The organism is Hydrogenophaga sp. (assembly GCF_030158645.1).
In the GTDB taxonomy this organism is placed as follows: domain Bacteria; phylum Pseudomonadota; class Gammaproteobacteria; order Burkholderiales; family Burkholderiaceae_C; genus Hydrogenophaga.
In genome coordinates this window covers 23935-35959 of the sequence record NZ_JAOASO010000111.1, presented here as the reverse complement: position 1 = coordinate 35959, position 12025 = coordinate 23935, and the positions used below count along the sequence as shown (strand labels likewise).

Genomic DNA, 12025 nt, shown 5'->3' with positions numbered 1-12025 from the left:
GCAGGTTCAGCGCCACCAGCAGGCCGAAGAACAGCGGGTCGACCCCGAAGTTGTCGAGCAGCGGAATGAAGATGGGCATGAAGATCACGATGATCTCGGTCCACTCCAGCGGCCAGCCCAGGATGAAGATCAGCACCTGCGACAGGATCAGGAACTCCGTCTTGGACAGGTTCATGCTCAGCACCCAGGTCTCGACGAGCTCCTGTCCGCCCAGCAGCGCGAACGCCGCCGAGAAGATGGCCGAGCCCACGAACAGCCAGCACACCATGGCGCTGGTCTTGGCCGTGAGGAACACGCTTTCCTTGACCACGCCGAAGGTGAGTTGCCGGTAAGCCGCCGCCAGCAGGAAGCCGCCAAACGCACCGACCGCCGCCGCCTCGGTGGGCGTGGCCAGACCGAACACGATCGAGCCCAGCACCGACAGGATCAGCACCAGCAGCGGGAAGAAGCTGGAGAGCAGCATCTTGAAGACTTCCAGCCGGGTGAAGCTCAGGATGGCGTAGAAGATCACCAGCGCCACGAAGCCCACGGCCAGACCGATCCAGAAGCTCATGGAAGCGGGCTTGGTGGTGGCTGCGGGTTCGCCTTCTGCCGCTGCGGCGGCGGCGGCGGGTGCCGCACCGGCCGGTTCGGCCACGGCATCGGGTGCCGCACCCGCCGCGGTGGTTTCCTTCTCGGCACCGGGTGGTTCAGCCACCGCGTCTGCCTCTGCACCAGGGGGCTCGGCCACGGCGTCGCCCGAAGGGGGTTCGGCCAGGCCGCCCTCTTCGGCTTCGGGTTCGGCCAGACCACCTTCGTTGGGGTTCTCGTCCACCGTGGAGCCTGCGCCCATGGGCTGCAGCTCTTCGTAGGTTTCCACCGGCACCACGGTGGTGGCGCTCTGGTAGCTGGCGAAGGCCACGGCAGCGAACAGGATGGCCGGCAGCAAGGCGATGCCCAGCTGACCCAGCAGGTACTTGGTGGACACGTCCTGGTTGCGTTTGCCGTTCAGTGCCTTGATCAGATTGGGCACAGCCGACCGTTCGCCGACGGCGCCAATGGCGGTCAGCGGCGCCGGCAACGGCACAAAGCGTTGCGCTGCGGTCAGCGGGGGTGCCCAGGCCGGCTTGATCTTGGCCATGATGATCACGTACAGGATGTACAGACCGGCCAGCATGATGCCGGGGAAGAAGGCACCGGCGTACAGCTGCACCACCGACACGCCGGCGGTGGCGCCGTAAACGATCAGCAGCACCGACGGCGGGATCAAGATGCCCAGGCAGCCGCCGGCGGTGATGACACCGGCGGACAGGCGCACGTCGTAGCCGGCGCGCAGCATCTGCGGCAGGGCCAGCAGGCCCATCAGCGTGACGACCGCGCCCACGATGCCGGTGGCGGTGGCGAACACCGCACAGGTCACCAGCGTGGCCACGCCCAGCGAACCGGGCACGCGGGCCAGGGCCAGGTGCAGGCTGCGGAACAGCTTGTCGATCAGGTTGGCGCGTTCCACGAGGTAACCCATGAACACGAACAGCGGGATCGAGATCAGCACGTCGTTGCCCATCACCGAGAACGCGCGCTGCACCATCAGGTCCAGCGTCTGTTTCATGGCACCCGCTGCGGACTGGTCACCCGAGTGGTAGGCGAAGAACGCGAACATCATGCCCATGCCCATCAGGGTGAAGGCGGTGGGGAAGCCCAGCATGATGGCGACCACCACCAGCGAGAGCATGAGCAGGCCGTAATGGCCGTTGGTCATGGTCTCGACGCTGAGCACCATGGTCAGTGCGGCCGAGCCGATGAGGGCCATCAGCGTGAAGCCGAACCAGAGTTCTTTGCGGATCTTCATGGCTTGGCTCCTTGCTTCACCACGATGGAGTCCAGCGCGTCAATGTCAGCGTCTTTCACGTGCACCATTTCTTTGAGTTTTTCGACATCGACCTCTTCAACGTCTTGTGCGCGCTGGGGCCATTCGCCGGTTTGCAGGCACATGATGCAGCGGATGATTTCAACGATGCCTTGCAGCAGCAGGAAGGCGCCGGCAATGGGCACCACGAATTTGAACGGGTAGACCGGCAGCGGGTCGGCGTTGAAGGTCTGCTCGCGGATGGCGAGCGACTCGTTGGCGAAGAACCAGCCGGCGTAGGTCAGTGCCACGATGCCGGGCAGGAAGAACAGGATGTAGAGAGCGAGGTCCCAGCCGGCTTGCGTGCGCGGGCTGAAAAAGCCGTAGAGCACGTCACCGCGAACGTGGCCGCTTTTGGCCAGCGTGTAGGCCCCGGCGCTCATGAACAGCACGCCGTACAACATGATCTGGGCGTCGAGCACCCAGGCGTGGGGGTTGTTGAGCACGTACCGGGAAAACACTTCCCAGGTGATCAACAGAGTGAGCCCGATGACGGTCCAGGCGCAGGCCTTGCCGAACCAGGTCGACAGGCTGTCAACGGCCAGTAATAGTTTTTGCATGTGAATTTCCAGAAACAGAAAAGGGCGCCCGCAGGCGCCCCGAGTTCAGAGAAGCCCGATCAGGACTTCTTGGCGCCTTTGCCGAAGTAGTGGTTGTACGCCATCTTGAAATCGACCATGTAGTCGTTTTGCCATTGGCCGGCACGCTGGGCAAAGGCCTTCTGCGATTCCAGCACCTTGCGGAACAGCGCGTTGTCGGTGCCCTTCTTGGCGATGGTCTTGTCCCAGGCCTCGAGCTGTGCGCGCAGGATCGCGTCGGGGGTCTTGTAGAACTTCACGCCTTGCTTCTTCAGCTCGATGTAGTCCTGCGAGTTGCGCTGGATGGCTTTCCAGCTCATGTCGGCGCTGGCTGCTTGCGCGGCGTAGTCGACGATGGACTTCAGCTCGGCCGGCAGGGCGTTGAGCTTGGTCTTGTTGAACAGGATCTCGAACTGCTCGCCGGACTGGTGGAAGCTCTGCAGCATGCAGTTCTTCACCACGTCGGGGAAGCCCAGCAGGCGGTCGGAGCTGGCGTTGTTGAACTCGGCCGCGTCGATCAGGCCGCGGTCCAGCGCCGGCACGATCTCGCCACCGGGCAGCGGGTTGACGGCGGTGCCCATTTCAGTGAACACGTCCACCGCCAGGCCCACGGTGCGGAACTTCAGCCCCTTCATGTCGGCGACCTTGGCCACCGGCTTCTTGAACCAGCCCAGTGGCTGCGTGGGCATGGGGCCATACAGGTAAGAGGTCACGTCCAGGTTCAGGCTGGCGTAGATCTCTTCCAGCAGGGCCTTGCCGCCGCCGTAGTTGTGCCAGGCCAGAACCATGTTGGGGTCCATGCCGAATGCGGGGCCGGAACCCCACAGGGCCAGCGCCGAGTTCTTGCCGTAGTGGTAAGCCACCACACCGTGGCCGCCGTCCAGCGTGCCTTTGGCCACCGCTTCGAGCAGCTGGAAAGCCGGGACCACCGAGCCCGATGGCAGCACTTCGATCTTCAGCTTGCCGCCGGCCATGTCGTTGACCTTCTTGGCGAAGTCCTGGGCGTATTCGTGGAAGATGTCCTTCGAAGGCCAGGTGCTCTGGAAGCGCAGCGACGTGGTCTGAGCAGTGGCGATCATCGGCACCGACATGGCGCCTGCCGCGACTGCCGCGCCTTTGAGCATGCCGCGGCGTGAGGTCACGGTTTTTTTGTCTGACATGGGTTTTTCTCCAGTCTGGGTTGAGGGTCACGCATCATGCGGCCCAGACACGGATCCCCTCGACAGGGTTTTCACCGACCATCATGGGTTCGGCTTACTTCGCTGCTTTCAGCACGAGAAAACCAGATACGAAAAGTTGATCAACATCTGGTCTATCTGATATTGAATTTCGGCATTTCCGGATCGAGCGCCACTTTGTCAGCGGGCCGTCAGTCCGGTGCAAGTTTGGCGTCAGGGAGTGCAAAGGCTGATGTCCGTCAATCCAGCGTGGCTCGCCGGTGGCATGCTACGCAACATGAAACCGATCCAGCTCTTCGACGCCGCGTCCAGCACCTTCACGTACGTGCTGTTCGACCAGACCACCCGCGACGCCCTGATCATCGATCCGGTCGATGAACAGATCGAGCGCGACCTCGCCGTGTTGCGCGAGTACGGCCTGACACTGGTCTGGACGGTGGAGACCCACGCGCACGCAGACCACATCACCAGTGCCGGCAAGCTGGCCGAACTGGCGGGCGCCAAAACGGCGGCCCCCGTGGGCTGCGACATCGGCACAGCGGGCGTGCAACTGGCGCATGGCGACACCCTCAGTTTCGGCGGCGAGGTGCTGCGCGCCCTGCACACGCCGGGCCACACCGCCGGCAGCATGAGCCTGGTCTGGCGCCACCATGTGTTCACCGGCGACACGCTGCTCATTGGTGGCTGTGGCCGCACCGACTTCCAGTCCGGCAGCGCCAAAGACCTGTACCACAGCATCACCCAGGTGCTGTTCGATCTACCGGACGACACCACCGTCTGGCCGGGGCACGATTACCACGGCCGCCACCACTCCACCATCGGCGTGGAGAAGAAGCACAACGAGCGCGTGGCCGGCAAAAGCGAGGCCGAGTTCATCGCCCAGATGGAGTCGCTCAACCTGCCCAGGCCGCGGCGCATCGACGAAGCCGTGCCGGCCAACCGGATGTCGGGCCAGCGCCACGATGCGGGCGGTGCCTTGCTCATGGAGCCTCGGCCTGCGGCCGGTCCGCACCAGGGGAGTTACGCCGGCGACGTGACACCGCAGCTGGCCTGGCAGTGGGTGCAGGCGGGGGAAGCGGTGTTGGTGGATGTGCGCACCGATGCCGAGCGCGAATGGGTGGGCTTTGTGCCCGGCGCGGTGCCGGTGGCCTGGAAACAATGGCCGGGCATGGCCCTGAACCCCGGTTTCGATGCCCAGCTGCGCGAGGCGGCGGACGGCAAAAAGGTGGTGCTGTTGTGCCGCAGCGGTGTGCGTTCCATCGCTGCGGCCAAGCGCGCCACCGAACTCGGTCTGGAGGCCTACAACATCCTGGAAGGCTTCGAGGGCGATCCCGATGCGCATGCGCACCGCGGGCAACAAGGCGGCTGGCGTCGGCTGGGATTGCCCTGGCGCCAGAACTGAAGGCGGCGCTCTCGGCCGACCGCTGGTCGCTCGGCCTGCACGAAATTTGAGAAGAAAGCCTCACAACCCCTGTCAGGGCTGACAGGGTTCGTGCGGTTCGTCACAGTTTTGTTTTTTCAATGGGGTTTTCCATTCCATAAGGATTGCTCCATGACGCCGTTGGCCTGCACCCGCGAGAAAACCCCCTCGAACCCGCCCATCTCTGCCCACCTCGCCGGGCGCATCCAGCGGGAATTCACCACCCGATGGGACACCCTCTGGAGTGGACGCTCGCTGCTTCACGGGCGGGAAGCGGGTCCCGGCGCCGTTCGCCTCAACGGCAACGACTACCTGAGCCTCACCGGCCATCCGGACATCGTTCAGGCCCAGACGCTGGCCATCAAGACCGATGCCGAGTTCGTCATCCAGTCGGGCGTGTTCCTGCTGGACGAACACCCCGCGCGCAAGCTCGAACTCAAGCTCGCGCAGATGCTGGGTCAGGAGGACGGCTTGATCTGCCAGTCGGGCTACGCGGCCAACCTGGGGTTGCTGCAGTCGATCGCGGACGAGAAGACGGTGATTTACATGGACACGCTGGCCCACACCTCGCTGTGGGAAGGCGCACGCCGCGCAGGTGCCACGACGCACCCCTTCCGCCACAACGACGCGGAACACCTGGACCGGCTGGTGCAGCGTCACGGCGCGGGCCTGATCGTGGTGGATTCGGTGTACAGCACCACCGGTGCCGTGGCCCCGCTGGAGCAGGTGGTCGAGGTGGCCGAGCGCCGGGGCTGCATGACGCTGGTGGACGAATCGCATTCGCTCGGCACCCACGGACCGCAAGGCGCGGGCCTGTGCGCCGAGCTCGGGCTGAGCAACCGCGTGCACTTCATCACCGCCAGCCTGGCCAAGGCCTTTGCGGGTCGGGCGGGCTTTCTGAGCGTGCCGGCTGCCATGCGCAACTACGTGCTCAGCACCAGCTACCCCAACATGTTCAGCTCGTGCCTGCTGCCGCACGAAATCGCCGCGCTCGACGCCACGCTGGACGTGATCCGGCGCAGCGACACCGAGCGTGAGCGGCTGCGTGCCCACACCCTGCGATTGCGCGGCGCACTCAGCGACCTGGGCTATCCGATCCACCAGGGCACCGAGCAGATCATTGCGCTGGAGGCTGGCACCGAGCCCGCCACCATGGTGTTGCGCGACCTGCTGGAGGAGCGCGATGTGTTCGGTGCCGTGTTCTGCGCGCCGGCCACCAGCCGCAACCGCACCATGGTGCGGCTCACGCTGCACGCCGCGCTCACCGAGGCCGAGCTCGACCACGTGGCCGCCGTGGCGCGCGAGGTGGCGCCGCTGGTCCAACCTTGGGACTGGCCCATCGCGCGGCGCGCCCGCGCCGCCTGCGCTCAGTTGTCCTGAACGCTGCGGTGGCCTTCGGCGTCCAGAAAACGCCGGTAGCCATAGATGGGTTGGGGCAGGTCGGCGGGGGAGAGCGAGAACACCGCCGCTGTGACCAGCTTGTCGTCACCCAGGGCGAACGCCGGCGCGGTGCGCACCGGTCCGCTCAGGTTGAGCTGCTGGTGCAGTTCGACCGCGGCCAGCTGGTGGCCCGCCTGCACCGCGCGCACCATGTCGAAGCCCAGTCCGACCGAGCCGGTCAGCTCGGCCAGGTCCTGCAAGCTGCTGGTGGGCTCCAGTTGAAGCCAGTGCGCATCGCCGGCGCCGTCCAGTCCGATCAGGCCAAAGGGTTCGCCCAACACCGCGTATTCGACCCAGTACTGGCTGGTGAAGTCCTGCAAGGCCCGCGCAATCGATGGAATCTGGAGCAGCGATTGCTGCGAGGGCTGCAGCGCGCCGCGCCACAGCGTGTTCAGCCGTGGATGGGGCGCGTGCATCAGCTTGCGCAAAACCCCCATGAGGTGGCGTGTGATGTCGGTCGTCTGCTTGGGCACGAACTGGTCGATCAGTCCGTTGTTGAAGGCCTGGATCGCGATCTGCTCGTCGGCCTGGCCGGTGAGCAGCACGCGCGAGCCCGGCCAGTCGAGCAAGGTGTTGAGCACCTTCAGACCGTCGGTGCCCGGCATGGCGTAGTCGACCACACAGGTCTTCACCAGTTGGTAACGCGCCGGGTTCACCGCCCAGTAGCGCAGCACCTGTGGCAGCAGCGGCTGCCCCTGGCGCCAGCGCTCCAGCATCTGCAATTGCAGCATCGCGTCGGCCTCCCACCGGGCCGGTTCCTGCTGCATGCGCTGCGCAAAGCCCGATGGACGCGAGAACAACTCCACCTGCCAATGCGTCGGGATGACCATGCCGAGCATGTCGAGGTAGTCGGTGTCGTCGTCGAGGAACAGGATGCTGCCCGGACGGTGAAAAAGAGGGATCGTCAGTGCCATCAGGTCGTCAGCGGGGAGAAGGTCAGGTCAAAGGATGTGGGTGGTGGACCGGGAGGTCGATCATGAAAACAGCACCCAGGCCGGGTTCCGAATGCACGCTGAGACTGCCCTGCGCCGACTCCACCACGTTCTTGCAGAACGTCAGCCCCAGGCCGTTGCCGGCGCCCGCCAGCGTGGAGAAGAACGGTTCGAAGATTCTCGTCTGCTGTTCGTGGGCGATGCCGATTCCGTCGTCAGATACTGCAATCCGGCCTTTGCCGTGGTGCACGCCCACGTCCAGCCGCAAGTCGCCCGGGCTGGGCGCGTTGCTCGCCGAGGCCAGTGCATGCAGTGCGTTTTTCATCAGATTGGTGAGCACCTGGGAGAACAGCTGGCGGGAAGCCACAAAGTGGAAGTCCTGCTGGATGTGCACCTGAACACAGTCCCGCTCCCGTGACGAACGGTAGGGGTAGTGCAGCACGACGTCCTGCACCAGCTCGGCGGCGCGGATGGAAGAGGTGTCCCTGGGCAGCCTCATCAGCTGGGCGTTCGAGATCTGGGTATCGATCTGCCGGTTCATGCTGCGCACCAGGTTTTGCAAGCGGGTGGCCAGCTCGTCGAAGCGCTTCTGCTTGGCCTCCGGCAAGTCGTGCTGCGAGAGGTTGCGCAGCACATCGCCCATCAGGTTGACGGTGGCCAGTGGTGTGCGCAGCTCATGCGCCATCACGCCCATGGTGCTCAGCGTGTTGATCAGGCGCGTGCGGCGCAGGTTGGCGCTCGACGCGCCCAGCATCACGGCAGCGCCCCAGGCGAAGGCCAGCACCACCAGGTTGTCGGCTTGCATGGCGCCGTCCGTGAGCGGCACGCCCAGCAGGTGTGTCAGTCCCAGGCTCAGCCCCACGCCCATCAACACGCCCAAGGTGGCCAGGCGCCAGTCGGTGAGGTGGTAGTAGATGACCAGCATGCAGGACACGCTGGCCAGCCACACGTCGTTGCCGCCGTTGAGCCAGTACATCCAGGAGAAAAACATCGGCAACTGCAGCCAGCTCGACAGGGAAAAGATCCAGATGGTGGTGTGCGACGTGAGGTCGCGGTTGAGCGCACCCACCAGCAGCGGGATGCCCAGGCATGCCATGGCCAGGCGCGTGGGCAGGTTCTCGTAGGGCTGCGGCAGCAGCTCGATCCAGATCCATCCGAAGGCAAGGTGACCGATGAAAGTGAACGCGCCCAGGTACTGAAGCCGGGCGCGGGAAGGGTGCAAAATGGGTTCCAGGGGCGCATGGACGATTTCATCCAGCAGCCACCTCCACAGCCGCGATCTGGCGCTGTGCAACCTCAACCGGTCCAGAGGCAATATGTACTCCTTCGATCGCCGGGCGCCCGTGCTCGGCGCCGGCTGCCCGAACATGCATGGCATTGTCCGTGCAACAGGCTGTTTCAAACCATGACCCTACCTGTCAACTTTGACAGCGTCAGCCTGGACAGCATTCTGGCCGACTGGGTCTGCGCCTTGCACGACCAGGGCGTGGAGGCCGTCATGGTGCTGGGCCCCGTGCCCACCGGCGGTCGGGACGAGCGCGAGGTGTTGGCCGTTCACCCGCCCAGGATGCTCTCGGCCGCGCAGGCCCTCGCCGACAGCCGCGATTTTGGCGCCAGCTGGCGCGAGAGCGATGCCCCGCTGGTGGCGTGGCAAGACATCTCCAAATCGGTTTTTGAACAATCCAGCCGCTGGCGCCGCCTCTGGCTGGCGCACGGCTACCAGACGCTGGTGCGCGTGGCGTTCAGCCTGCCGGCCGGGCGTGCGTTCGAGTGTTTCATGTTCAGCCCCCGCACCTTTGCCGACCGATCCGAGGCCGCAACGCTGGCCTGGTCGGCTTTCAACATCTGGCCCATGCTGCGCCGGGCCATCGCCGAGGCCCGGGTGAACCTGAGCCCGCGCGAGCTGGAGAGCCTCAACATGGCCTTCGAAGGGCTCACTGCCCGCGAAACCGCGGTTCGCATGGATTGCTCCGAGCGCACGGTCAATTACCACCTGGCCAACGCCATGGCCAAGCTCAGGACCGACAACAAGCTGGCCGCCGTGCAGCGCGCTTGCTGGATCGGCCTGATTTAGGGCCGTGGTCCCCACGCTGCCGCAGATGCTGCACTGCGCAAACTCCGCTGGGGTTGCATGGTCATAATCCCCGCATGACTTTTCTGGCCCTGGACGTTGGCAACACCCGCCTGAAGTGGGCTTTGTACGAAGAACCGCGCTCCGGTTCGCGCCTGATCGCCCAAGGCGCCCAATTCCTCGAAAACATCGAAACCCTGGCCGAAGGTGACTGGGCCGATCTCCCGGCGCCGCGCTGGGTGCTGGGGTGCGTGGTGGCGGGCGATGCGGTCAGGCGCCGGGTGGCCGAGCAGCTGGAGTTGTGGGACGTGACGCCGCAATGGGTGGTCTCCAGCACGGCCGAAGCGGGCCTGACCAACGGCTACGACCATCCTGCGCGTCTGGGTTCGGACCGCTGGGTGGCGATGATCGGTGCGCGCCAGCGCCTGGTCTCGCGCGGCCTGACGCGGCCTTGTGTGGTCGTCATGGTGGGCACCGCCGTGACGGTGGAGGCCATCGACGCCGAAGGGCGTTTTCTGGGCGGCATCATCCTGCCCGGCCACGGCATCATGCTGCGCGCACTGGAATCGGGCACCGCGGGCCTGCACGTGCCCACCGGCGAGGTGCGCGACTTCCCCACCAACACCAGCGATGCGCTCACCAGCGGCGGTACCTTCGCCATCGCCGGGGCGGTGCAGCGCATGGTGGACAACCTGCGCCGCCACTGCGGCGACGAGCCGGTGTGCTTCATGACCGGTGGCGCCGGCTGGAAGATGGCGCCCAGCATGGCGCTGCAGGTGGAACTGGTGGAAGGCCTGATTTTTGACGGGCTGCTGGAAATGGCATCGCGCCGCCTGTCCCTGGTTTAAGCCTTCGCTTCGCCCCAGGGCAGCATGAGTGTCAAGGTGAGCAGGCGCCGGAACTCCGGCTCGAACTCGTCAATGATGCGCTGCGGCTCCGGGCACAAGGTGGTGTCGGCGATCACGCCGAACTGCACACCGCCGCCGTAGCTCAGGATCGACACACCCAGGCCCACCGTGCCGGTTTGCGGCACCCAGAACATGGTCTGCTCCAGCGTGGCGCCACACACCTTCAGTTTGGTGGCTGGGCCGGGTACGTTGGTCATGACCGCCGTGGTCTTGCGCCCGAACAGGCTGAGCAAGGCGTCTTGCGCGGGTTTCACCAGCAGGCCCGCCACCGAGAGCAGGCCGAAGGTCAGCAGCGGCTGCAGGCTGCCCTTGAGGTTGTTCATGCGCGAGCGCACGGTGAACACCCGCTCCACCGGGTTGGTGCAGCCGATGGGCAGCACCAGCGGCACCAGGCCAAAGCGGTTGCCGAGTTTCCAGGCGTCTTCCATCGGGCGCAGGTTGATCGGCACCATGGCGCGGATCTCTTTGCCCTGCGTGTCGTCGCCCTGGCTGTGCAGGTAGGCGCCGATGGCCCCGGCCACGCAGCCGAGCAGCACGTCGTTCACGGAGCAGTTCAATGCTTTGCCAATCGCCTTCACCTCGTCGAGCGGGATCGGCTCGCACCAGGCCACGCGTTTGGTGTTGCCGGGCTGACCCTTGAGCCGGGTGGGCGAATCGTCGGGCATCAGCGCGAGCGCGGCCAGATCGCTGGCCAGTTGGCCGCCCATGCGCGCGAGATCGACCGCCTGGCCGAGCGAGTCGCTCAGGCTTTGCTGGGGTGAGGCCAGGAGGGCAAACGACTTGGCAGCGCCGCCGCCCGCAGCCTCCAGGGCCTTGGCGGTGAGGTCGCCGAAGGGCCGGATGAGGGTGTCGACCACCCAGTCTTCGGCGCCGTCCAGGCCGGGTTTGGTGGTCTTGCGGCCCTTGCGCTGCGGGGGCAAGCCGCCGCCGTCCACCAGGCTCATCATCACGCTGATGAGCGCGATGCCGTCGGCGATGCAGTGGTGAATGCGGGCCACCAGGGCCGAACCGCCGTCGTATTGTTCGATCAGCTCGAAGCGCCACAGCGGGTGCAGGCGGTCCAGCGGCTGCATGGCGAGTTCGGCCACGCGGGCCTGCAGGGCGTCCTGCTCGCTCTGCGTGCCGGTTCTCGAGAGCCGGTGCGCGACCACGTGGCGGTCGAGGCGGAAGTCGGTGTCGTCGATCCAGTGGGCGCCGGTGGCGTCTTCGCGCGCCGCCTGCACAAAACGGCGGTATGGCAGCATTCGCTCCCGCACACGTTCGCTCAGGGCCTCGATGGTGATGCCGGGCTTCAGAATCCACACGCCCACGATCATCATGAGGTTGCAGGGCGAGTCCATGCGCAGCCAGGCGGTGTCGACCTTGCTCATGCGCTCGCCCTCCAGCCCGAGGGTGGTGGACAGGGCCTGCTTCACCGCCGGCAGCACGCTGGCCACGGCGCCGTTGGGGACGGCTTTGCGGGGGGCGCTCGGGCGACCGGCACGCGCGGGAGGGGTGCCGCTGCGGGCGGCAACGCGTTGAACCATGGATGCTCCTCGGGTGGCTGTGCGGGTCTTGAGTTGTGGGCCTATTGTGCAGAGGCGGTCAACCGTAAGATAGCGGGAGAGCCCTTA

At 65.7% G+C, this 12025-nt stretch carries 10 protein-coding genes and 1 pseudogene; 5 read left to right on the top strand and 6 right to left on the bottom strand.

Annotated features, from left to right (window positions below; translation table 11 throughout):
* The 3 genes from Q1W68_RS12675 to Q1W68_RS12665 all read right to left on the bottom strand — a co-directional run.
* Positions 1 to 1828: TRAP transporter large permease subunit (locus Q1W68_RS12675; RefSeq protein WP_300716891.1), on the bottom strand; the 1828-nt coding region annotated here is incomplete at its 3' end.
* Positions 1825 to 2445, bottom strand: a complete 621-nt coding sequence (locus Q1W68_RS12670; protein ID WP_300649926.1) for a TRAP transporter small permease subunit — start codon at positions 2443 to 2445, stop codon at positions 1825 to 1827. The genes Q1W68_RS12675 and Q1W68_RS12670, both read right to left, overlap by 4 nt.
* Positions 2446 to 2504: 59 nt before the next feature.
* Positions 2505 to 3623, bottom strand: a complete 1119-nt coding sequence (locus Q1W68_RS12665) for a TRAP transporter substrate-binding protein (RefSeq protein ID WP_300716890.1) — start codon at positions 3621 to 3623, stop codon at positions 2505 to 2507.
* A 295-nt stretch (positions 3624 to 3918) separates the two neighbouring features.
* Between Q1W68_RS12665 and Q1W68_RS12660 the strand changes: the two are divergent.
* The 3 genes and pseudogenes from Q1W68_RS12660 to cqsA form a co-directional block, all read left to right on the top strand.
* A pseudogene (locus Q1W68_RS12660) lies at positions 3919 to 4584 on the top strand (MBL fold metallo-hydrolase); the annotation flags it as partial.
* A 39-nt stretch (positions 4585 to 4623) separates the two neighbouring features.
* Entirely contained in the window at positions 4624 to 5043 is a 420-nt protein-coding gene (locus Q1W68_RS12655) for a rhodanese-like domain-containing protein (RefSeq protein ID WP_300649931.1), read from the top strand.
* Positions 5044 to 5193: 150 nt separating this feature from the next.
* Entirely contained in the window at positions 5194 to 6441 is a 1248-nt protein-coding gene (gene cqsA / locus Q1W68_RS12650; protein WP_300649922.1) for an alpha-hydroxyketone-type quorum-sensing autoinducer synthase, read from the top strand.
* Here cqsA and Q1W68_RS12645 read toward each other — a convergent pair.
* Both Q1W68_RS12645 and Q1W68_RS12640 read right to left on the bottom strand, forming a co-directional pair.
* Positions 6429 to 7415 carry a response regulator gene (locus Q1W68_RS12645; protein ID WP_300649920.1) on the bottom strand — a complete coding sequence of 329 codons (987 nt, stop codon included), beginning with the start codon at positions 7413 to 7415 and terminating at the stop codon, positions 6429 to 6431. The genes cqsA and Q1W68_RS12645 overlap by 13 nt on opposite strands.
* A gap of 22 nt (positions 7416 to 7437) precedes the next feature.
* Positions 7438 to 8655, bottom strand: coding sequence for a HAMP domain-containing sensor histidine kinase (locus Q1W68_RS12640; protein ID WP_300716889.1), 1218 nt, complete (start codon positions 8653 to 8655; stop codon positions 7438 to 7440).
* A 183-nt stretch (positions 8656 to 8838) separates the two neighbouring features.
* On the opposite strand from Q1W68_RS12640, the gene Q1W68_RS12635 reads away from it, so the two are divergent.
* Together Q1W68_RS12635 and Q1W68_RS12630 are read left to right on the top strand one after the other, a co-directional pair.
* Positions 8839 to 9507, top strand: coding sequence for a helix-turn-helix transcriptional regulator (locus tag Q1W68_RS12635; protein ID WP_300649916.1), 669 nt, complete (start codon positions 8839 to 8841; stop codon positions 9505 to 9507).
* A gap of 74 nt (positions 9508 to 9581) precedes the next feature.
* Positions 9582 to 10352, top strand: a complete 771-nt coding sequence (locus tag Q1W68_RS12630) for a type III pantothenate kinase (RefSeq protein ID WP_300649902.1) — start codon at positions 9582 to 9584, stop codon at positions 10350 to 10352.
* Here the strand turns inward: Q1W68_RS12630 and Q1W68_RS12625 are convergent.
* Positions 10349 to 11938, bottom strand: coding sequence for a wax ester/triacylglycerol synthase family O-acyltransferase (locus Q1W68_RS12625; RefSeq protein ID WP_366146705.1), 1590 nt, complete (start codon positions 11936 to 11938; stop codon positions 10349 to 10351). The two genes, Q1W68_RS12630 and Q1W68_RS12625, sit on opposite strands and share 4 nt — an antisense overlap.
* Between the last annotated feature and the right edge of the window lie 87 nt (positions 11939 to 12025).